General features: G+C 65.3%; 17 protein-coding genes. 9 read left to right on the forward strand and 8 right to left on the reverse strand.

Annotated features, from left to right (window positions below):
- Positions 1–2: 2 nt before the first annotated feature.
- Positions 3–401, forward strand: coding sequence for a peptide-methionine (R)-S-oxide reductase MsrB (gene msrB, locus ACM9HJ_RS14245; protein WP_416572402.1), 399 nt, complete (start codon positions 3–5; stop codon positions 399–401).
- 96 nt (positions 402–497) lie between these two features.
- On the opposite strand, the gene ACM9HJ_RS14250 is transcribed toward msrB, so the two are convergent.
- The 3 genes from ACM9HJ_RS14250 to hemN form a co-directional block, all read right to left on the reverse strand.
- Positions 498–2,165 carry an ankyrin repeat domain-containing protein gene (locus ACM9HJ_RS14250; protein ID WP_416572403.1) on the reverse strand — a complete coding sequence of 556 codons (1,668 nt, stop codon included), beginning with the start codon at positions 2,163–2,165 and terminating at the stop codon, positions 498–500.
- Positions 2,166–2,354: 189 nt separating this feature from the next.
- On the reverse strand, positions 2,355–3,254 hold the full coding sequence (locus ACM9HJ_RS14255) for a 5'-nucleotidase, lipoprotein e(P4) family (protein ID WP_416572404.1): 900 nt from the start codon (positions 3,252–3,254) through the stop codon (positions 2,355–2,357).
- A gap of 74 nt (positions 3,255–3,328) precedes the next feature.
- On the reverse strand, positions 3,329–4,681 hold the full coding sequence (gene hemN / locus ACM9HJ_RS14260) for an oxygen-independent coproporphyrinogen III oxidase (protein ID WP_416572405.1): 1,353 nt from the start codon (positions 4,679–4,681) through the stop codon (positions 3,329–3,331).
- Between the two features lie 147 nt (positions 4,682–4,828).
- On the opposite strand from hemN, the gene ACM9HJ_RS14265 reads away from it, so the two are divergent.
- The 7 genes from ACM9HJ_RS14265 (at position 4,829) to ACM9HJ_RS14295 (ending at position 8,431) form a co-directional block, all read left to right on the forward strand.
- Positions 4,829–5,461, forward strand: coding sequence for a ribonuclease HII (locus tag ACM9HJ_RS14265; protein ID WP_416572505.1), 633 nt, complete (start codon positions 4,829–4,831; stop codon positions 5,459–5,461).
- Between the two features lie 93 nt (positions 5,462–5,554).
- Complete coding sequence (locus ACM9HJ_RS14270; RefSeq protein WP_416572406.1) at positions 5,555–6,646, forward strand: site-specific DNA-methyltransferase; 1,092 nt, start codon at positions 5,555–5,557, stop codon at positions 6,644–6,646.
- 380 nt (positions 6,647–7,026) lie between these two features.
- Positions 7,027–7,176: a hypothetical protein gene (locus tag ACM9HJ_RS14275; RefSeq protein WP_416572407.1), complete on the forward strand. Its 150-nt coding sequence runs from the start codon at positions 7,027–7,029 to the stop codon at positions 7,174–7,176.
- 44 nt (positions 7,177–7,220) lie between these two features.
- Complete coding sequence (locus ACM9HJ_RS14280; RefSeq protein WP_416572408.1) at positions 7,221–7,373, forward strand: hypothetical protein; 153 nt, start codon at positions 7,221–7,223, stop codon at positions 7,371–7,373.
- A 31-nt stretch (positions 7,374–7,404) separates the two neighbouring features.
- The gene (locus tag ACM9HJ_RS14285; protein ID WP_416572409.1) at positions 7,405–7,557 is read left to right on the forward strand and encodes a hypothetical protein; all 153 of its coding nucleotides are present in this window, start codon (positions 7,405–7,407) and stop codon (positions 7,555–7,557) included.
- Between the two features lie 526 nt (positions 7,558–8,083).
- Positions 8,084–8,236: a hypothetical protein gene (locus ACM9HJ_RS14290; RefSeq protein WP_416572410.1), complete on the forward strand. Its 153-nt coding sequence runs from the start codon at positions 8,084–8,086 to the stop codon at positions 8,234–8,236.
- 42 nt (positions 8,237–8,278) lie between these two features.
- Positions 8,279–8,431, forward strand: coding sequence for a hypothetical protein (locus ACM9HJ_RS14295; protein ID WP_416572411.1), 153 nt, complete (start codon positions 8,279–8,281; stop codon positions 8,429–8,431).
- A gap of 25 nt (positions 8,432–8,456) precedes the next feature.
- Here ACM9HJ_RS14295 and ACM9HJ_RS14300 read toward each other — a convergent pair whose 3' ends face one another.
- Complete coding sequence (locus ACM9HJ_RS14300; RefSeq protein WP_416572412.1) at positions 8,457–11,138, reverse strand: ATP-binding protein; 2,682 nt, start codon at positions 11,136–11,138, stop codon at positions 8,457–8,459.
- Between the two features lie 338 nt (positions 11,139–11,476).
- The gene (locus ACM9HJ_RS14305; protein ID WP_416572413.1) at positions 11,477–13,057 is read right to left on the reverse strand and encodes an SAM-dependent methyltransferase; all 1,581 of its coding nucleotides are present in this window, start codon (positions 13,055–13,057) and stop codon (positions 11,477–11,479) included.
- A 205-nt stretch (positions 13,058–13,262) separates the two neighbouring features.
- Here ACM9HJ_RS14305 and mobA point away from each other — a divergent pair, with 205 nt between their 5' ends.
- Positions 13,263–13,904 carry a molybdenum cofactor guanylyltransferase MobA gene (mobA, locus tag ACM9HJ_RS14310; RefSeq protein ID WP_416572414.1) on the forward strand — a complete coding sequence of 214 codons (642 nt, stop codon included), beginning with the start codon at positions 13,263–13,265 and terminating at the stop codon, positions 13,902–13,904.
- On the opposite strand, the gene ACM9HJ_RS14315 is transcribed toward mobA, so the two are convergent.
- Genes ACM9HJ_RS14315 through ACM9HJ_RS14325 form a run of 3 tightly spaced genes read right to left on the reverse strand, consistent with a single transcriptional unit; the run spans position 13,882 to position 21,269 of the window.
- A complete protein-coding gene (locus ACM9HJ_RS14315) occupies positions 13,882–16,323 on the reverse strand; it encodes an ABC transporter permease (protein WP_416572415.1) in 2,442 nt (813 codons plus the stop codon). The genes mobA and ACM9HJ_RS14315 overlap by 23 nt on opposite strands.
- Positions 16,324–16,336: 13 nt before the next feature.
- Positions 16,337–18,784: an ABC transporter permease gene (locus tag ACM9HJ_RS14320; protein WP_416572416.1), complete on the reverse strand. Its 2,448-nt coding sequence runs from the start codon at positions 18,782–18,784 to the stop codon at positions 16,337–16,339.
- Between the two features lie 16 nt (positions 18,785–18,800).
- Positions 18,801–21,269: an ABC transporter permease gene (locus ACM9HJ_RS14325; RefSeq protein ID WP_416572417.1), complete on the reverse strand. Its 2,469-nt coding sequence runs from the start codon at positions 21,267–21,269 to the stop codon at positions 18,801–18,803.
- Positions 21,270–21,273: the final 4 nt, after the last annotated feature.

The following is a 21,273-nucleotide window of genomic DNA, read 5'->3' on the forward strand; positions in this document are numbered from 1 at the left end:
AAATGACAGAGACTTTCCCCATCACCCGCAGCGACGATGAATGGCGCGCCCTGTTGAGCCCGGAACAGTACCGGATCATGCGCACCCATGGCACGGAACGGCCGGGTTCATGCAGCCTGCTGCGGGAGAAGCGCCAGGGCAGCTTCTGTTGTGCCGGCTGTGCCCAGACCCTGTTTCAGTCGGGCGGCAAGTTCGAAAGCGGCACGGGCTGGCCCAGCTTCAACGATCCCGTACCGGGATCGGTGGGCACGAACGTCGACCGCTCGCACGGCATGGTCCGGGTGGAGGTGCATTGTTCCCAATGCGGTTCCCATCTGGGCCATGTGTTCGAGGATGGGCCGCCGCCCACCTATCTGCGCTACTGCATCAACGGCGTGGCACTGGATTTCGTGCCGGATTGAGGAAAGGCGTAGGCCAGGTCGAGCCGAAGGCGAGCCCTGACAGGAAAGGCTTGAAGCATGCCCTGTCAGGGCTCGGGCTAACGCCCTCGACCCGACCTACATCGCCTCGCGGATCAAATCCGCCGCATCGATCAGGCCGCGGTCGCGGGCATTCTGTTCCGCGGTCAGGCCTTCATTCATCATCGCCCGCGGATCGGCCCCCTGGGCCAGCAGGAATTCCGCCATGGCGGCGGCTTCCTCCTCCCCCTCCGGCAGGGCGAACAAAGGCAGGGTGCCGAATTTCGGGTGCGGGGCGTTGACCAGCCCCGGCTCCTGGGCAAACAGTTCCGTCAACCGATCGACAAAGCCCATATAGACCAGCTCGGATACATCGCGGCTGAGCGGCGCCAGGAAAGCGGCGATGTCGCGCCGGCCGAAATGGGAGGCATAGCCCATGGCGCCACCGCCATATGGCGTGGTCGTCGGCCGGTCGATCTCGCTGCCACGCGCCACCAGCAGCTTCACCACATCAAGCGCATTGCCCATGGCGGCAAACTGGATGGCCCGCTGGTCGCCATGATCGCCCAGATCGACCGGCATGCTCAGATCCAGCAGCAGTTCGACCACATCCGCCCGCCCCTGCCGTGCGGCATTGTGCAGGGGTGACGGATCGTTCAGGCATTCCGGATGCGCCGCCGACAGGGCACGCGCCTTGTCCGCCTCCAATGCCATGACCGCCGCCTGAAACGCCGCGACACCGACCAGCGGCACCGCCGCCGCACCATGGCGCACCAGCAGATCGGCCATGGCAACATGTCCATCGGCCAATGCCGTCTGCCATAGGTTCTTGCCGGAATAGGCATGCACCCCGCCGGCATCCGCCCCATGCAACAGCAGCCATTCGGTCCGGCGCAGGTGGTTGTAGGCCACGGCATTGCCCAGCAGGTAATCGATCACCGGCAGCGGGATGCGCCCCCCGATCCGGGGTTTTTCCAGCCGCTCCAGCCAGGCCCCGGTCAAGCCGCGCGCGGCACACGCCGACCACAGGAAATCCAGCCAATCGGTCTCGTCCCGGCAGATGGAGGTATTGTAGAGCGCCTGGGCATCGAATGCGTCGGCACCACGCTCGACCAGCAAACTGGCGATCGCCACCGCCTCGGGATGTGCCGGCCGGTCCCCCTCCCCCTGACCGATCACACCGGTCAGCACGGTGAAGGCATTGCCCCAGCCATCATCGAAACGGGCATCGGGGTTCGCCCCATGGTCCAGCAGCAGTTTCGCCATCTCCACCCCCGCCCCACGGGGCAGGCGGGCATAGGCAAGATAGAGCAGCGGTTCCCAGTTCAGCGGCCCGGCCTTCCGGTTGGCAAGCCCCGGATCGGCCGCCAGCCGCCGGGCCACGGGGCCGGTTTGGCCGCGCAGCATGTCCATCAGGAAGTCCCCCGCCCCGATATCGGGCCAGCGGGCCAGGATGCGGGACGCCGCCGCCCGGTCACCCCCGTCCCAGGCGGCGCGCAAGATGGTTTCCACATGGGCCGCGTGTGATTGCCGCGCCAGTTCCATATCGGCCAGCGCCTGCTTCAATGCCGTCCAGCCGGGCAGCCCATATTCGCGGGCCAGCGCCAATTGCACATCACGCAGGCCGGGTGCCGCCGGCGCATCCGTCAGGATGGCGTGCAGGCGGGTGCGGGCGACCCCATCGCCGCCGCGCACGGCCTTCAGCCAGCGCTTGGCCTCCAAGCGCAAATTGTCGAGGGTGCTATTGGTGGTCAGTGTGCGGGACATGGTTCTTCCTTCCCATGGCGCCCTTGTCCGCTGAAACGGGCGGGAGGAAGCGGGTCGACATCTCGAACCACTCTCACATGGGTGGAAGCCGGCTTCCTTGCCGCGGACAGGAGGCGCCCCAGCGCGCACTTCTGTCAGGATCGGCGAAAACACAGGGCGCCGTCAATCACGACGACGCCCTGTTTATACTTACTTCGTGCGCAGGACGGAGCTGTTTGGCTCCGGCAGCACATCCACCCACTGACCATAGGTCGGGTTCGGGATGACGATCCAGCGGGTGTTCCACAATGCCTCATGCTCCGCCGCGATGCGGGCGCGGGCGGCGCTGTCATCCTTGCGGGTCACGCTCATCATGTCGCTGAACTGGTCGCCGAAGGACATGATGATACGGTGGGTCTTGATCACCTCAAGCCGCCGCGGGGCCTTGTCGCTGGGCCAGCCATTCTGGCCCTTCAGCATCAAATCTTCCGGCACCACCGGACCCAAGCCGACCTTGTTCAGGTTGGCCAGGGTTTCGGCATGCTGCGGGCACGGATCGCCAGGGTTGGCGGTGCGCGGGCGGCATTCGCGGTTGGTGATATAGACCACGCGCACCTTGTTGCGGCGCAGTTCCTTCACGAAATCCACGGCCCCGGCCATGGGCGTGGCGGCGGCTTCCGACACCCACTGGTCCCACTGGGCCAGATCGAAATTGCGCGTGCCGGACAGGATGGCGCGGGCCTGGTGCGGGCTGTTGTCCAGCACCGTTTCATCCACGTCGAAAATGGCGGCCGGCGGCTTGCCCTTGCCGCCATCGGTCTGTTCCAGGGCCGACGATCCCGGCTGCTTCAGTGCGGCCGGCAGGCGTAGCGACGCCAGCGCATAGGCCTGCTTCGACAAGCGGCGCAGTTCTTCGGACTGCTGCATGTAGAGCGTGGCCAGCAGGCGCGGGTCATCCTCCGGCCCCGGCTTGGCCACAACCGGCGGCGGCGGCACGGTGGCCGGGGGCGGCGGCGCCTTGTCGGCGCGGTCGCCGATATTGACGGAACAGGCGGACAGGGCGACGGCAGTGGCCGCCAGCAGCAGGACGCGGATGGATCGCATGTTCATTGCACTTTTATGACAGTCGACAAGCCCCGGACAATGCCGCGCCCCGGCCCCCCTGTCCAGGGCCAGTGGACGCGTCAGATCGCCTTGCTGTGCCGCCCACCCTCGGGGTCCAGATGCCGGTCGAACAGGGCGGCGACGGATCGGACCAGGGGCCGTGCTTCCTCCGGGATGGTCAGGCGGGTGCCCGACAGGTGCGCCACCCCGTCGCCCGACAGGTCGGCCAAGGCACGGGCATCGGGCATCAGATCGTCCAACGGGCGGTCAAAGGCAGATGCTACCTTGGCCAGATCGACATCGAAACGACACATCAGCGCCTCGATCACCGCTGCGCGCAACTTGTCATCCTGGCTCATCCGATAGCCCCGCGCCGTGGCCAGCCCATCTTCCTCAATGGCCTTCAGATAGGCGGGCAGGCCCAGGACATTGGCGACGTACCCTCGCGGCACCCGGCCGATGGCCGATGCCCCGAAAGCCAGCAGCATATCGGCCGCATCGGTCGTATAGCCCTGGAAATTGCGGCGCAGCGTACCCCCGGCGGCAGCCTGGGCAATGGGATCGTCGGGCCGGGCGAAATGATCCATGCCGATGCGGACATAGCCAGAGGCCAGAACCGCCGTCTCCATCGCCCGCAATTGCGCCACCCGTTCATCGGCATCCGGCAATGTTTCGGTATCGATACGGCTTTGATGAGCCTTGAAGCCCGGCATATGGGCATAGCCGAAGATCGACAGCCGGTCGGGGTTCAGGGTGACAGCCTGACGCACCGTGTCGACACAGGACGCCACCGTCTGGCGCGGCAGGCCATAGATCAGGTCCAGATTGATGCCCTGGATGCCGGCGGCGCGCAGGCCCTGCACGGCGGTGGCCGTCATGCCGAACGGCTGGATACGGTTGATCGCGGCCTGCACATCGGCATCGAAACTCTGCACCCCCAGCGATGCGCGGGTGACACCGACATCGCCCAAGGCCTCCGTCATCTCCGCCGTCAGGGTGCGGGGGTCGATCTCGATCGCGATCTCCGCGTCGGGTGCGATGGTGTACCGGCTGCGCAGTTCCGCCATCAGGGCGCGGAAGCCGGACACGGGCAGCAATGTGGGCGTGCCGCCGCCGAAATGGATATGCCGCACCACCGGCCCCTCGGGCAGCAGGCCGGCCACGGTGCGCAGTTCTGTGGACAGGGCCGCCAGATAGGACCAGATCGGATCCTCATGCCGCACGACATTGGTGTGGCAGCCGCAATACCAGCACATGGATTTGCAAAACGGCAGATGCAGGTAGAGCGACAGGGTCGATGCCGGATCCGCCTCCGCCAGCCATCCCCGGTAGGTTTCCGCCGTCACCGCGTCGGTGAAATGCGGGGAGGCCGGGTACGAGGTGTAACGGGGTACGCGCTGATGGCGGTATTTGGCGACGAGTTCGGGACGCATGGCTGGCCTCGGCGGCTGCGGTCGATCATGGGACAGGGCGAACATTGCGCCCGCCACACCGATCCGGCCTTGATCCAGCGCAATCCTGTGCATGATTGGCGGCATGCCGGCCTTGCGCGAAAGGCCGGCTTTTGCCACACCATCCCCATGCCTGATCTTTCACACGAAATCCGCCTGGGCCATGGGCCCGACTTCCCCGTCTGCGGCGTGGACGAGGCCGGCCGCGGTCCGCTGGCCGGGCCCGTCGTGGCCGGTGCCGTGCTGCTGCCCCACGATGCCATTCCCGCCTGGTGCGAAGGCATCAATGACAGCAAGCAGGTGAAGCAGGCACAGCGCGAGGCGATGTTCGAGCGCATCACCGCCAACGCCCCCTTCGGCGTCGGCATCGCGTCGGTCGAGGAGATCGACGCGGTCAACATCCTGCAAGCGACATTCCTGGCCATGGCCCGCGCCGTGGACGAACTGGCCCTCAAGCTGGGCCACATGCCGTCCCTGGCCATGATCGACGGCAACCGCCCCCCCAAACTTCGTTGCCGAACGGAAACCCTGGTGGAAGGCGATGCGCTATCGCTGTCCATCGCCGCCGCGTCGATCGTGGCCAAGGTCACGCGGGACAAGATCATGGGGCAGTTGGCGCTTGCACACCCCGGATATGGTTGGGAGACCAACCAGGGCTATGGCACCGCCGCCCATCGCGCTGCCATCAAAAGCCTGGGCGCCACCCCCCACCATCGTCGCTCTTTTGCACCAGTTTCCGAACAACTCCTTCTAACTCTCTGACTCCACAGACTCTTCCAAAATTTTTCTGTTGACGGCGACTCGGGCCCGAATCATTGTCGGAAAAAATCCACTCCCGATTCGGCGGCCAGAAACATGCGCGACAAGCTTGCGACCAACCGGATTCTCGTTGGTGATTGCGTCCAGTTGATGCGGGACATGCCGGCCGGTTCGGTCGATACCGTCTTCGCCGACCCGCCCTATAATCTCCAGCTGAACGGCGACCTGCTGCGCCCCAACCATACCCGCGTCGATGGGGTGGATGAGGATTGGGACCGTTTCCAGGATTTCCAAACCTATGACCGCTTCACCCGCGACTGGCTGGATGCCGCGCGCCACACGCTGAAGGATGACGGCACGCTGTGGGTGATCGGCAGCTACCACAACATCTTCCGCGTCGGCGCCATCCTGCAGGATCTGGGCTTCTGGGTGTTGAACGACATCATCTGGCGCAAGTCCAACCCGATGCCCAATTTCAAGGGCCGCCGGTTTGCCAATGCACATGAGACGCTGATCTGGGCGTCCAAGTCCAAGGACAGCAAATATTACTTCGCCTATGAGGCGATGAAGGCGCTGAACGAGGATCTGCAGATGCGGTCGGACTGGACCCTGCCGCTGTGCACCGGCGGGGAGCGACTGCGCGACGAGACGGGACAGAAGGCCCATCCCACGCAGAAACCGGAGAGCCTGCTGTACCGCGTGATCATGTCATCCACCAAGGTCGGCGATACCGTGCTGGACCCGTTCTTCGGCACCGGCACCACGGGCGCCGTGGCCAAGCGCCTGGGCCGCCGCTGGATCGGGATCGAGCGCGAGCATGAATATGCCCGCCTGGCCAATGACCGCATCGCCAAGGTCGAGGAAGTGGCGGAGCCGGATCTGCTGGAAGTCACCAACAAGCGTAGCCAGCCGCGCGTACCGTTCGGCAATCTGGTCGAACGCGGTTACTTGAGCGCCGGCACCATGTTGTTCGACAATCGCCGCCGCCATATCGCCAAGGTCCGCGCCGACGGCACCCTGGTGGCACAGAACCATCTGGGCGAGCACAAGGGCTCCATCCATCAGGTCGGCGCCGCCATGCAGGGTCTGCCGGCCTGCAATGGCTGGACCTTCTGGCACTTCCAGCGCGAAGGGGCGCTGGCCCCCATCGATGTGCTGCGCCAGCAGGTGATCAGCGAGAAACATTAAGCGGGCGGGCGGCTTCGCCCTTCCGTACCGATATTTTCATCAAATCATCGTTGCTTCCCCGCCCCCGCCGGTTTTCCGGCGGGGGTTTTTGCTTTAAATGCATAGCTGATCCGCGATGTGATGCAAATCACGCATGTCAAGCCTAAATGAGAGTTAATTCGTCCGGAAGTGAACAGCCGGACCCTTGGCGCTGTCCGCAATCGGACAGTCCTCTGCCACGGCCCGGTCGCCAACTTGACCAGTTTTTGCCAACCTCGCCACTTTGTGGCCATACACCGCATATCGACGCCCGGGTATTTTCCAGAATGTGCCAAAACAGCACTTGGCACACCCTTTGCTGATACAGGGTCATCGAAACAAAGCGACCAACGGAGATGAAAATGAGCGACCTGACGAACAACAACAGCAGCGAAGACAGCCTGATCGGCAGTTTCTTGGCCTCCCTGCCCACGGTGGCGGACATGATCGAAGCCACGACGGCCCTGGCTGTCGGCGCCCTGCTGACGATCAGCCTGCACCTGATGCTCTGATCACCAACCCGACCCAAACACCCTTCCAGATAACGGAGAAGACGATGTCCGCCTATATCAACGCCGCCGCCCATGACGCCAACGAAGTGCTGTCCGGCTTCCGCGCCTCGCTGCCCACGATCATCGATATCATCGAAGCCGCCGTTCTGGCCGCCGTCGCCGGCTTCGTGATCGTCAGCCTGAACGTCCTGTTCTGATCCCCACACCCGACCGATAAGGAGAAGCCCCATGTCCGCCCTGATCCATGCCGCCGCCAACGATGCCGATGAAATCCTTTCCGGGTTCCGCAGCACCATCAAGGACAGTATCGGCGCCATCGAGGCCGCGACCGTCTTGTCCGTCGCCGCCTTCCTGACCGCCACCTTGAACGCCCTGATCTGACCCCTTCCCTCCCCCGCCGCATCGACGGGCGGGGGAAGGAGGGTGGCCGGGATTGCACCCGGCACCCTGGGCCGACGGGAGCCGTCCGCCCCATCCGCCACCAAGGCGGCCGCGCCATGACGGCGCCCAGCATCACCGACAATCACGACAGACAGCCGGCTTCGCGGCGCCCGAGCAGGGCCGACGCATCGCCCGCCCCCAAGCCATCGCACCCGCCGGCCCACCGGCGGGTTTTTGCCTTTCGCGCATGGCTGCCGCGCGGGGTGACCCAGATCATCCGCACCGGCCGGGAACGATGGCGTAATCGTCCGGAAGCGGACAGGAGAGCGAGCATTACTGTCCATCTTCGGACAATCACTGCCATGGCGCGGTCGCCATTCCGGCCAGTTTTCGCCGAATTCGCCACTTTCTGGCCACTCAACCTATGAATGACCCTTTTATTTTCCAGAATGCGGCCAAATCCCACTTGGCACGCCCCTTGCTGATACAGGGTCATCGAAACAAAACGAACCTGAAGGAGATGAAAATGACGAACCTGACGAACCACATCGCCGCCGATGACGACAACCTGATCGGCAGCTTCCTGGCCTCCCTGCCGACCATCGCCGACATGCTGGAAGCCACGGCCGTGCTGAGCGTCGGCGCCCTGCTGACGGCCTGTCTGAACCTGATGCTCTGATCACCCACCCGACCCGAACAGCCCCGATATACGGAGAGAAAAATGTCCGCCTTCATCCATGCCGCCGCCGACGACGCCAACGACATCCTGTCCGGCTTCCGCAGCACCATCAAGGACAGCATCGGTGCCGTCGAGGCCGCAACGGTCCTGTCCGTCGCCGCCCTCCTGACCGCCACGCTGAATGCCTTGATCTGATTAAACTTCCAATCCCCGAACCGCCTCAGACGGCGGGGGGAAGGAAACCGGCCGGCGCATGGACCGGCCCCTCGCGCGGGATGCGCAACGTGGCCACCGTCCCCTGGCCCTGCACGCTGTCGATACTGATGGACCCGTTCAGACGCTGCGTGACCTGATTGAACGCGACATGCAGCCCCAGACCCATGCTGCCCGCGGCGCGGCGGGTGGTGAAGAATGGGTCGAAGACCTTGGGCAGGATGTCCGCCGGAATGCCGACCCCCTGATCGACCACCGCGATCTCCACCATATAGGCGTCCAGCGACCGCCCGCGCAGGATGATACGCCCCGGCCGTTCCGGCGCATAGGCATGGTCGGCGATGTTGGACACCAGATTGGTGATCACCTGCGCCAGGGCACCGGGATAGGTGTCCATCTGCACCTGCGCCACATCGATCTCGATCTTGTTGCCATTCCCGGCCACACGGGCGCGGATCAGCGACATGATCTCCGACAAATAATCGCCCAGTTCGAACACGCGACGCTCGTCGCTGCCATGATCGACCGCCACCCCCTTGAAGGTGCGGATCATGTCGGCGGCCCGCGTCACGTTGCGCTGGGCCAGGGCCGCCAGTTCCTGGCCGTTGTCCAACGCCTCGGTCAGGGTTGATCGGGTCAGGCTGCCCTTTTCCACCTGGGCACGTAGCTGGCGGATCGTGTCGTTCAATTGCGACACGGCCGACAGGGTGACGCCCAGCGGCGTGTTCACCTCATGCGCCACGCCGGCCACCAGCTGGCCCAGGGCCGCCATCTTCTCCTGCTGCACCAGACGCTTCAACGCCTCGCGCGTCTCCCCGACGGCGCGGTCCAGCTGCTGATACGCCTCGGCATTGGCCATGGCGATGGCGCCATAGGCGCAGATGGTGCGGAAGATCAGCAGTTCGCGCGGGCCATAGGCCTCGGGCTGGTCGCTCTGCACCGACACGACACCCAGCACCCGGTCACCCAGCGCCAGCGGCCGGAACAGCACGGTGCGCATATGGCGGGTTCCGGGCACGCTGTTGGGGTTGCTGCGTTCCCCCCAGGCGACCAGGATCTCCTCATTATCGCGCACGCAGCGGGCCGACAGATTGTCGGATGCCAGCGGCACCTGGCGCGGCGGCAGACGGTGCCCATCCTCCATCCGGTAGCGGATATCGATGACCTGGTTGGCATCGTCCTTCAGCCCCACGAACAGGGTACTGGCATGCATCAGATCATGGATATGGCGCGACAGCGTGGTGAACACCGCCTCGCTGTCCAGCCGCGCCGTGATCTCCTGCCCGATGACCCCCAGCCGCTCCAGCGTCTGGTTGGCCCGGTCCAACTCGGCCGCGCGGCTGGCCTCGGCCTCCGCCAGCTTGCGATGGTGCTCGGCCTCCGCCTTGGCGCGGGCCGTGTCGAAGCGGACCTGCAGCGCCTGGATGCGGGCGCCGTTCTGGCGGTCGAAATTGCGTTGCCAGCTGTCACGGCTGCGCCGCTCGTAATGCAACGCCTTGGCATGATCGCCCAGGGATTCGTAGTTCACGGCCAACGCACCGAACAATTCGGAACGGACGACGAAACGATCCATTGTGTTGGCAATGGTCACCGCCTCTTCCAGCGTGGCGATGGCGCGGCCTGGATTGCCCTGATCCTGTATCTTCTGAACTTCGGCCAACGCCTGCAGCGCCTGCACCTCATGATAGGGGTACTGGTGCTCCACCGACAGCCGGCGGGATCGTTCAGCTGCTTCCAGCGCCCGCACCAAATCACCCTGCCTTGCCAGCGCCACCGCGGCACCGGCCAAACTTGGCGCCTCGATGTCCGGCTGATCGAGTGCCATCGCCAACATCCGCCCCCGGTCGAACAGCGACAGCGCGTTGGCAGGTTCCTTAAGCTCCAGTAACAGGTTGCCATAGGCGTTGAACAGGATCACATGCCGCCGGGTATTGGCATTGTCACCGATATAAGTCAGCGCCTCCTCGAATAATTCGCGGGCACGGACATGGTTCTGGAGCGTGACCGTCGTTTCCGCCATGGAGGCCAGGGTCATGCCGACGCTGAATGGCCAGCGCGTGCCCTTGGCAAGATCGTAAGCCCGTTCCTTCCACTCCATCGCCGTCGGCAAATCATAGAGATTGGCGAAGGAGGAACCGATCATGATGGCGAGCTGAACCGCGAGCGATGTGACACCGGCGGCCAGCGCCGCCTCGTACCCGTCGGTCCAACGCCGGATTGCATCCGGGAACTGCCCGAACTGGAAGCAGATGGCCCCACGATAGGCCTGGACATAGGCCTGCGTTGCCGGGTGAGCAACGACGGCTTGGGCGAAATGGTCATCCCAACGCCGCTGTGCCTCGATAGGACGTTCATACTGCTGCTGAAAGGCCAGGGCGCCTTCCGCCATCAACCGGCGCGTGTCATCCCCAGCAATCACATATTGCACAATTGCATCCGACAGATGGGCCTGCGCCTCCGGTGGCCGGCCCCTGGCCAAGCTGAGTTCAGCCGACAGGCAAGACCAGTCACCCCGCAGAACCGCATCACCCTCATCACCCGCACGATTCAAATGCTCCGCCGCCTGTTCAAGGACGGCTTGTGCTGCTGGCAAATCCCCATGGAGCCGCGATAGCTCCGCCTTGGTCAACAGCAGTCGCAAGCTCCAGTCGATGCCGACGAGATCACCCGCCCCCACTTCTTCGGCCACGGACAGAAGATCATCGGCCAGACGGCTATCCCGTTGCCGCAGATACCATGCGTGACGAACCAGATCAGGAAAGGAACGTGAAGACTTGTGCGTCTCTATCAACTGCCCATCGAGCCAAACAGCGCCGTCGATACCGCTGAAATATTCAGGATGGATATCTGATGCGAAGCTGGGCATTGGCCATCGACCGCTGTTCCCCGTCAACACAGGACCGCGTAAGGACCCGAAGGGGAGATGCACTTGAAGTACCACGCTTTTCAGGTTCCTGAAAGAGTCACGGAGAAGCATCAAGCCTCTCCGTGACCTTACTACCGCTTCAGGCGAATAACGACTGGATATTACTTCTCCGACGCGTCGTGATTCTCAGTGGCGTCGTGGTTCTCCAGAGCGTCGTGATTCTCAGCGGCGTCATGGTTCTCCAGAGCGTCGTGATTCTCAGCGGCGTCATGGTTCTCCAGAGCGTCGTGATTTTCAGCGGCGTCGTGGTTCTCCAGAGCGTCGTGATTTTCAGCGGCGTCATGGTTCTCCAGAGCGTCGTGATTTTCAGCGGCGTCATGGTTCTCCAGAGCGTCGTGATTTTCAGCGGCGTCATGGTTCTCCAGAGCGTCGTGATTTTCAGCAGCGTCGTGGTTCTCCGATGCGTCGTTCTGTTCCGTCGCGTCGTTCTGCTCCGTTGCGTCGTTCTGCTCCGTTGCGTCGTTCTGTTCGGTTGCGTCGTTCTGTTCGGTTGCGTCGGCCTTGACCACGATCACCGGCGCATCCTTGACGACGGGCGGCACCGAGCCATAGACGACCTGCAAGGACACGCCATGCAAGGCGGCGGCACTGCAGGTGGAGAGCGCGGCCTTCTCATCCTGCGTCAGGCCGGAGAACAGGCTGACATAGCCGGACGGGTCGGCACGGAAGGCTTCAGTGGCATGCGGGCTGGTGGCCAGCTGCGACAGGATCCGGTAGAGCGCCTTGTTGGTACGGCGCTCACGGCCCGTCGGCGGCTCGCGGTCGATACGGGCCACGGCGTCCATCTCGAACGGACCATAGTCGGATTGTCCGGACGGCAGGCGATCGCCCGTCGGCTTCACCTGAGTGCCCGGCGGATGCATGCCCAGGCGTTCCGCCATGTCGGGATCGACGGGCAGGATATCCTTGGGCGGCAGATACAGGCTGCTGGCCGAATGGATCGAGGCGCGGACGGCCGGGTCGCGATAGGCCTTCAGCGGGCGGCGGATGACCTGGCTTTCCAGGCCCGGGAAGGTGGCGCCAAGGTAATAATAGCAGGGGTGGTTCTCGCCATAGATCTCGATCAGGCGGCCGAACAGCACGTCGCGCTTGTTGTTGACGAAGCCCTTGGACGAATAGGCCACGTCGCCGACCGAGCCGATCTGCAACAGCACCACATGGCTGGAGGTGACAACCGGGCGGTTGCGCAGCAGCATGTCGCTGGCTTCCAGAATCTGGCAGCCATTGACCGCCGGATCGATGCGCAGGTCGGCGAACAGATAGTCGGTGGAGGAAATGCCCGGCAGCATCTCTGTCCGATGGCCTTCCTTACGGGCGATATTCAAGGCGCGGCGGGCCGGGGAGACGAAGAAACCGGGATGGCCGTAGAAGACGGTGGTGACGCGCTTGCCCTCGCGCACGGCGCGCAGGATCAGTTCCGCCATCTGGACATAAGTCACCTGGCGGCGCTTGCCTTCGCCATATTGCAGCGACAGGTTGACCGCGCTGGGGTTCAGATCACGGATAAAGGAGGCGGTCACGCCATCGGGGACGGAATAGAAAACCGCGTCGGCGTCGCGGATATGGCCAATGGCTTCCTGCGTGAAATGCGAGATCGAACGAATACCGGTGCCAACCACGGTCAGGCTGCCGTGGGTCTGGCCGGCAACAAGCGGCTTGGACACATCAATGGAATTGGGCATCGTCCTTGTTCCCCCTGGGTGCGAAGATCAAGCTGAGTATGATTTTCCAAACGGGCTACGCCGAAAGGTGCCATGACCCTAACGCATTCGAGGCATGAATGCATTCCGTAAAATTAGAGGGAATGGAATCGCCCTACATCTCAAGTTTGTTACAAGTCATGGTTCTCAACACCATGAATATATGTGTCATGACAGGGAACGCGCGATGACGGGTAGCAGCGGACAGATGCCGGTGGCCGTGCTGCTGGCCGGCGGTTGGGCCAGCCGCATGGGTGGCGGCGACAAGGGACTGCGCGAAATCGGGGGCGTGCCGGTGCTGCGCCGCGTGCTGGATCGGGCACGCGGCTGGACGGACCGGGTGCTGCTGTCGGCCAATGATGATCCGGAACGGTTCGCGGGGCTGGACTGGCTGGCGGGCGTGCCCGTGCTGGCCGACGGCGTGCCGGGGCGGCCGGGGCCGCTGGCCGGCATCCTGGCCGCCATGGACTGGGCGGCGGACAACATGCCGGAACGTTCCCATATCCTGTCCCTGCCCTGCGACACGCCGTTCCTGCCGGCCGGTCTGTGGCCCGCGCTGGCGGTTCAGGGTCGGGGCGTGGCCATGGCCGTGGGTCCGGACGGCAACCGGCAGCCCACGGTGGCGCTGTGGCCGATCACCCTGCGCCATGATCTGCGCCGGGCGCTGGCGGAGGAAGGGCTGCGCAAGGTCGGGGCCTTTGCCGCCCGGCACGGGCTGGTCGAGGTGACCTTCCCCTTGGCACCGGGCGGCATCGATCCGTTCTTCAACATCAACAGCCCGGCAGACTTAGCCGAGGCCGAGACGCTCATTCATAACGCAGGGCCTTAACCGGCTTTTCAACCGCGACGCGGGCGGCGTGGCCGGCCACGGTGACCCAGGCGATCATCAGGGCACCGGCGCCCGCCGCCAGGAAGACCAGCGGGTTCAGGTCCACCCGATAGGCGAAACCCTCCAGCCAGCGCGACAGCCCGTACCAGGCGGCCGGCCAGGCGATCAGGTTGGCCACAAGCACGGGGCGGGAGAATTGCCAGACCAGCAGGCGGATCAGGTCCGGCACGCTGGCGCCCAGCACCTTGCGGATGCCGATCTCCTTGGTGCGGCGCTCCGCGGTGAAGCTGGCCAGGCCGAACAGACCCAGGCAGGCGATGATCACGGCCAGACCGGCGAAGGCGGCGAACAGCTTGCCCTGGCGGATATCGTCGGCATAGAGCCGTTCCACCCCTTCATCCAGGAAATGCCGGCGCAGTGGCACGTCGGGCACCATCTCCCGCCACAGGCTGTCGATACGGTTCAGCGTGGCCGACATGTCGCCCGGCCGGAGACGGACCATCAGCACGCGCACCTGATCGGGAAGTGCCTGATAGATGGTGGCCACCGTGCTGGTACGCGCCGACTTGTATTGCAGGTCGGCGACGACGCCGATGACCTGCAGGGTCACATCGCCCTCATCCTCCGGGTAATTGATGGTGCGGCCGATGGCCTCGGCCGGGCTGCCCCAGCCGAATTGCTGCACGGCGGTGGCGGAGATGATGGTGGCGGCGGTGCGCCCCTCCACCCGCGTGCCCTCCGGCACCAGCTTCAGCTCATCCGTGCCGCGCGTCCTGTCGAAACTACGGCCGGCCACCATCTTGGCGTCCAGCGTTTCGAAATAGCCGAAATCGACGGGCTCGGTACGGATGGTCATCGTCTCGTTCCGCCCGCCGGTGAGGATGCCGTAGGTGGAGGTGCGTTCCGACGGATCGGCCGGGGCCCAGGGGGCGCCCGCCACCGACGCCACCGCCGGATCGGCCAGCAGCCGCTGCTTGAACGTCTCCAGCTTTTCGCGGGCGGCGGCATATTCGAAGCCGCGCAGCAGGACGACATTCTCCTTGTCGAAGCCCAATTCCTGGCTGCTGGCATAACGGGTCTGTTCCAGCACGACCAGGGTGCCCACCGACAGGCCGATGGCCACGGCGAACTGCGCCACCACCAGGGCCGCGCGCAGCCTTCCGCCACCGACGCCGGCCGACTTGTTGGAACGCAGCACCTGTGCCGGACGGAAGCCCGACAGGACGAAGGCCGGATAGAGTCCGCCCAGCAGGCCCAGCAGCACCGACAGGCCCAGCGTCATCCCCCCCATCAGCGCGGCCCCATGGAAGGCGGCATCCAGCTTGATGCCCAGCGCGGTCTGGAACGGCTCCAGCCCCACCTCCACCACCGCCATGGCCAGGAAACCGGCCAGCAGGGTCAGCAGCAGGCTTTCGCCCAGAAACTGCACAATGATCAGGCGGCGCGGCGCGCCCAGCGTCTTGCGCAGGGCCACTTCCCGCGCCCGCATGGTGGCACGCGCCGTGGCCAGGTTGACGAAATTGATGGCGGCGATGGCCATGATCAGCGCGGCCAGCGCGATCAGGCCGGAGATCACCGCCATGCTGGTCCCCGCCCCGCCTGGCAGCGGATGGGTGCGGATATCCAGCAGCGGCTGCAGGCTGAGTTCGGCACGGTAGCCGCCATCGGATTCCGGCGTCACGCTGGGGCGGGTCCGGGCCAGGAAGCCCTTCAGGTCAGCCTCCAGCCCGGCCATATCGGTGCCGGGCGCCAGCTGGATATAGATGGAAAGCCAGTTGCTGCCCCAATTCTCCCGCTGGCGTTCCAGGAAGGGCAGCGGCGTGGCGATGGAGACCAGGGCCTCGATCTCATCCGTCACATTCGACGGCGGGTTCTTCATGACGCCGGTCACCGTCAGCACCCGGCCTTCGACCAGGGTCAAGGTGCGGCCCAAAGCCTCCTGCTCCCCGAAAATCTTCAGGGCCACGGCCTTGGTCAGGACCACGCTGTTGGGCTGTGACAGGGCGGTTTGCGGATCGCCGGCCAGGAAGGGCCAGTCGAACACCCGCAGATAGTCGGTATCGACGGCATGGAAGCTGACATACAGGCTCTCATCCCCACGCTTCACGATCTCCCGCGTGCGGCCGGACCGGACGATGGTCTCGATCTGGGGGAATGCCTGCTTCAGCGCCGCCGCCGTGGGCATGGACTGGGCGGCATAGGTGGACGGCGGCCGGCCGGGCAAATGCTCCGTCCGCACCATGCGCCAGGTCTTCCCGGCATCGGTGAACAGGCTATTATAGGACAGCTCATGCCGCACGAAGATCGTGATCAGCAGCGCCGCCGCCAGCCCGGCCGCCAGGCCCAGCACATTGATGGCGGTATAGAGCTTGTGACGCAGCAGGTTGCGCAGCGCCACCATGAACCAATTGCGAAGCATCCCCGTTCTCCCCCTATTCGTACCGCAAGGCCCGGACCGGCTTTTCCGCCGCGACCCGTGCCGCATGGCCCGCCACAGTGACCCAGGCGATGATCAGCGCCACGGCGCCGACAGCCAGGAACAGCAGCGGATTGATGTCGATCCTGTGCGCGAACCCGTCCAACCAGCTGCGCACCCCGTACCAGGCCACGGGCCAAGCGATCAGGTTGGCCACCAGCACGGGCCGCGAAAATTGCCAGACCAGCAGCCGCACGATATCGGCCACGCTGGCACCCAGCACCTTGCGGATGCCGATCTCCTTGGTTCGCCGTTCCGCCGTGAAGCTGGCCAGGCCATAAAGGCCCAGGCAGGCGATGATCACCGCCAAGCCAGCGAAGGTAGCGATCACCGTGCCCTGCCGTGCCTCGGCCGCGTACAGCCGGTCGATATTCTCATCCAGGAAGGCCCGGCGGATCGGCCCGGTGGCATCATGGTCACGCCGGATATCGTCGATGGCTGCCAGCATCGCCCGCTGGTCACCCGGCGCCAGCCGCACCAGCATCGTGCCGCGCTGCGACAGGTCCACCGTGAAGATCGTGGCGTCCAGTCCGCCCCGGGCGCTGCCAAACCGGATATCCTCCACCACGCCGACAATGGTCAGGACCTGCCGGCTGGTCTGGCCTTCCACGATGGGGCGACGGATAGCCAAGCCGATCGCTTCCTCCGGGCGGGACACGCCCAGGAGCGGCAGGGCGGCGCGGGAGACCAGGACGTTGGCGTCCGGCCGCTCCTCCTCCCCCACTCCGGCCCGCAGAATGTCGGCGGCATGGGCTGGGTCGAAACCGCGACCCGCCAGCAGCGGTACGCCCAAGGTCGCCATATAACCGAAATCCACCGGTTCCACCCGCAAGGTGGCAGGGGCGTCGCGGCCGGGAACGGTATAGACGGATGTCGATCGCGATCCGTCCGCCGGCGCCCAGGCAGACATGCCCACCGACAGGACACCCGGCAGCCGGGCGATGGCGTCCCCCATCGCATCGGCCGCCGATTCCGTGCGGTTGCCCAGCGCCCCGCGCACCACCAGCACATTCTCCCGGTCGAAACCCAGACGGTCGGTCGCGGCGAAACGGGTTTGGGCCAGCACGAACAGGGCGCCGATGGACAGGATGATGGCGATGGCGAACTGCATCACTACCAGGGCCGCCCGCAGCTTACCCCCGGCCCCCATCGCCCCGCGCAACCCCTCTGCTGCTGCCACCCGCGACAGGACAAGGGCGGGATAAAGCCCCGCCACTAGCCCCAGCAGCGGCGGCAACAGCAGCAGGACCGCCACCAGGACCGGATCGGCAAACGGATCGACGAACCCCGTGACCTGCAAAGTGACCAGCACGAAGGGCAGCAGCAATTCGGTGGCCGCCAGCGCCAGGATGCCGGCGGCCAGGCTCAGTATCACCGATTCCAGCAGGAACTGCGCCACCAGCCCACTACGCCGCGCCCCCAGCGTCTTACGGATCCCGATCTCCCGCAGGCGCAGGCTGGCCCGCGCCGTGGTCATGTTCACGAAATTGATCCCGGCGATCAGCAGCACCAGCAACCCGATCAGGGCTAGGCCGCGCACCACCTCGATCGGCGTGCCCGCCTCCCCGCCCACGGGATTGGTGCGGATATCGGTCAGGGGCTGCAGCGACAGGGTGAAGCTGTGGCGGCCCTTGGTATCACCAGGGGGAACGTAATCCGGCACCACGGCCGACAGCACCTCCTCCAGCCGCGCCTCCACCGCCGCCCGGTCGGTGCCGGGTCGCAGCAGCAGATAGGTAGAGAGCCAGGAATTGTTCCAGGAGAACTCCCGCTGCCGGAAATCGCGATCCCCGGCATCACTGACGCTGGTGGCAATGTTGACCAGCAGGCGCGCCTGGAAGGCAGTATTGACCGGTGGATCCTCCATGACTGCGGTCACGCGCAGGATGCGGCCGCTGTCCAGCGTCAGGGTCCCTCCCAGCGGCTCGCCATCGCCGAAGAACTTGGTGGCGGTGCTTCTGGAAATGACCGCGTCACCCGGCTGCGCCAGGGCCAGCGACGGGTCGCCCTTCAGGAAGGTCACATCGAAGATGCGTGGGTAGGATGGGTCGACACGCAGCATCCCCTCCTGGAACCCCTGTCCGTCGCGCATGACCGTGACCAGGGATGGAATGGCGCGCACCGTTGCCTCCACCTCCGGCAGGGTGGCCAGGGCCGCCGCCACGGGAAGACCCGTGATGCTGCTGAGCCAGCGCGGCATGTCGGCGAACTGCTCGGTGCGGTTGACGCGCACGATGCGGGCCGCCTTGGCGTGGAACGTGTCGAAGCCGGTTTCGAACCGCACTTGCACCGCGATCATCATGCAGGCCGACAGCCCGATGGCCAGGCCCAGCACATTGATGGCGGTATAGAGCCTGTGCCGCCAGAGATGGCGCAGGGCGATCAGGAACCAGTTCCGCAGCATGCGCGCCCCCTCCCCCTTACTCGTGCCGCAGCGCCTTGATGGGCGGGGCCATGGCGGTGACCGCGGCATGGCCCGCCACCGTGATCCAGGCGATGACCAGCGCCACCAGGCCGGCCGCCACGAAATAGGCCGGCGACAGCGCAACCCTCTGTTCGAACCCGTCCAGCCAGCCGCGCAGCAGCCACCAGGCCACGGGCCAGGCGACAATGTTGGCGATCATCACGGGACGGGAGAATTGCCAGACCAGCAGCGCCACGATCTGCGCCACGGTGGCGCCGAACACCTTGCGCAGGCCGATCTCCTTGGTCCGACGCCGGGCCGCGAAGCCCGACAGGCCGTAGAGCCCCAGGCAGGCCACCAGGATAGCGAGACCCGAGAAGGTGGCGAAGACGGTGGCCTGCACCCGCTCCTCATTATACTGGGCGGCGATCATGTCCTCGACGAAGGCGGCGCTGAACGGCCGGTCGCTGATCATCCGGGCCCAGATCGCCTGGACCTGGGACAGCAGGGCTGACGGGTCGCGCCCGTCGAAGCGGATGGACAGTGTGTCGTACAGGCTGTCGCGCTGGAACATCACCGTCGGTTGGATGCCGTATTTCAGGGAGCGGAAGCGGATGTCCGGGATGATGCCGACGATGGTCAGGTCGAACGGGATCTCACCCATGAAGCGGGCCTTCAGGACGCGCCCCACCGCATCGGCGGGATTGGCGAAGCCCAGCAGGCGGGCCGCCGCCTCGTTCACCACCGTCGATGCACGGCCCGTCTCCCCATCCGCCGGCCTGTGGATCAGGTCGGCGCCGAAGGACGGATCGAACAGGCGGCCGGCCACGGGGGCGACCTTGTACAGGTCGAAGAATCCATCACCCAGGCTCTGGTAATTGATGACCTGCGGTTTCTCCCCGGACCCTTCCAGCAGGAAGCCCATGTTGTTTTCCGAATTGTCGGTGGGCACATCGGAAGACAGCGCCACCTGCGTCACGCCGGGCAGGCGCCGCACCTCCTCCATCACCGCCTCACGCGTGCCCTGAAAGGCGCTGCCACCCAGGCCGCGGAGCGCCAGCACATGCTGACGATCGAAGCCCAGCTCGGCCGTGCTGGCGAACAGGGTCTGGCGATAGACGACTAGGGTGATGATCGACAGGCCGATGGCGACCGAGAATTGCAGCACCACCAGCAGCCCGCGCAGCCGCGCCCCACCGCCATCGGCCGCATTCTCCCCCTTCAGGATACGGGCCGGCTTGAAGCCGGATAGATAGAGGGCCGGATAGGCGCCGCCCAGGATGGTGACCAGCAAGGTCAGACCGCCAAGGGCCGCCAGGAAGGCCGGGTCCAGCAGCGGGATGGACAGGGTCTTGCCCGTGATGCCGTTGAAGGCGGGCAGCGCCACCTCCATCAGGCCCAGCGCCACCAGGACGGAGATGAACACCATCACCGACCCTTCGGTCAGGAACTGCGCCACCAGCGACCGGCGCCGCGCCCCCAGCACCTTGCGCACGGCCACTTCCCGTCCGCGCAAGGATGACCGGGCCACGGCCATGTTGGTGAAATTCACGCAGCCCAGGGCCAGGATCAGCAATGCCACCAGCGACAGTGCCGCCACCAGCCCGGCATCGCCACCCGGCTTCATATCGCCGATATCACCGGCCTGGGCGCGGGCATGCAGGCGGATATCGCGGATGGGCATGAATTTCTGGCTGGCGGTGGTCGATGCCTTCGACCCGTCGGCGCGGTTGGGGATCATCCGGTCGATGAAGGACGGGTTATCCGCCCGCAGCCGGTCGATATCATCCACCCGCCGCAGCTTCAGATAGGTGAAGACATTGACCGAGGTCCAGGTGTCCAGGATGTTGGGCTGCCCGGCCAAGCGCGCCGGCACCAGCGGCGCCAGCATCTCCACCTTCAAGTGGCTGGCACGCGGCAGGTCGGCGATGACCGCCGTGACCCGGTGGTCATACCGGTCGGGTCCGATGCAGCACAGCGTCAGGGTACGGCCGATCGGATCGGCATCGCCGAAATATTTACGCGCCGCACTTTGCGTCAGGATCAGCGAAGACGGATCGGACAGGGCATTGGCCGCATCGCCCGCCACGAAGGACAGGCCGAAGATGACCAACGCCGCGGGATCGACATAGGTGACGGTCTGGGCAATGGCCTGGCCATCCCTCAGGATCGACTGGTCATAGGGGACCATGCGCGTCGCCGCCTCCACCTCCTCCGGGTACGACGTCGCAAACGCCTCCATCATCCGTCCGGCGGAACGCACGGTGCGGAACGGCGCGCGGCCGGGGATCTCATAGCTGCTATGGACGCGCACGATGCGCTCGGCATCCGGCACCCAGGCGTCATAGGACAGCTCGTCCCGGACATGCAGCATGATCAGCAGGCAGCTGGCCAGACCCACGGCCAGGCCCAGGACATTGATCGCCGTATAGAGCTTGTGCCGCAGCAGGTTGCGCAGTGCGACCAGGACCCAGTTCTTCAGCATGATC

It is taken from the genome of Niveispirillum sp. KHB5.9 (assembly GCF_048066115.1).
Lineage (GTDB): Bacteria > Pseudomonadota > Alphaproteobacteria > Azospirillales > Azospirillaceae > Niveispirillum.

Bases quoted from the DNA above. Each gene is read 5' to 3' on its own strand.
- msrB (WP_416572402.1), top strand. From the start codon at position 3: ATGACAGAGACTTTCCCCATCACCCGCAGCGACGATGAATGGCGCGCC.
- ACM9HJ_RS14250 (WP_416572403.1), bottom strand. From the start codon at position 2,165: ATGTCCCGCACACTGACCACCAATAGCACCCTCGACAATTTGCGCTTG.
- ACM9HJ_RS14255 (WP_416572404.1), bottom strand. From the start codon at position 3,254: ATGAACATGCGATCCATCCGCGTCCTGCTGCTGGCGGCCACTGCCGTC.
- hemN (WP_416572405.1), bottom strand. From the start codon at position 4,681: ATGCGTCCCGAACTCGTCGCCAAATACCGCCATCAGCGCGTACCCCGT.
- ACM9HJ_RS14265 (WP_416572505.1), top strand. From the start codon at position 4,829: ATGCCTGATCTTTCACACGAAATCCGCCTGGGCCATGGGCCCGACTTC.
- ACM9HJ_RS14270 (WP_416572406.1), top strand. From the start codon at position 5,555: ATGCGCGACAAGCTTGCGACCAACCGGATTCTCGTTGGTGATTGCGTC.
- ACM9HJ_RS14275 (WP_416572407.1), top strand. From the start codon at position 7,027: ATGAGCGACCTGACGAACAACAACAGCAGCGAAGACAGCCTGATCGGC.
- ACM9HJ_RS14280 (WP_416572408.1), top strand. From the start codon at position 7,221: ATGTCCGCCTATATCAACGCCGCCGCCCATGACGCCAACGAAGTGCTG.
- ACM9HJ_RS14285 (WP_416572409.1), top strand. From the start codon at position 7,405: ATGTCCGCCCTGATCCATGCCGCCGCCAACGATGCCGATGAAATCCTT.
- ACM9HJ_RS14290 (WP_416572410.1), top strand. From the start codon at position 8,084: ATGACGAACCTGACGAACCACATCGCCGCCGATGACGACAACCTGATC.
- ACM9HJ_RS14295 (WP_416572411.1), top strand. From the start codon at position 8,279: ATGTCCGCCTTCATCCATGCCGCCGCCGACGACGCCAACGACATCCTG.
- ACM9HJ_RS14305 (WP_416572413.1), bottom strand. From the start codon at position 13,057: ATGCCCAATTCCATTGATGTGTCCAAGCCGCTTGTTGCCGGCCAGACC.
- mobA (WP_416572414.1), top strand. From the start codon at position 13,263: ATGACGGGTAGCAGCGGACAGATGCCGGTGGCCGTGCTGCTGGCCGGC.
- ACM9HJ_RS14315 (WP_416572415.1), bottom strand. From the start codon at position 16,323: ATGCTTCGCAATTGGTTCATGGTGGCGCTGCGCAACCTGCTGCGTCAC.
- ACM9HJ_RS14320 (WP_416572416.1), bottom strand. From the start codon at position 18,784: ATGCTGCGGAACTGGTTCCTGATCGCCCTGCGCCATCTCTGGCGGCAC.
- ACM9HJ_RS14325 (WP_416572417.1), bottom strand. From the start codon at position 21,269: ATGCTGAAGAACTGGGTCCTGGTCGCACTGCGCAACCTGCTGCGGCAC.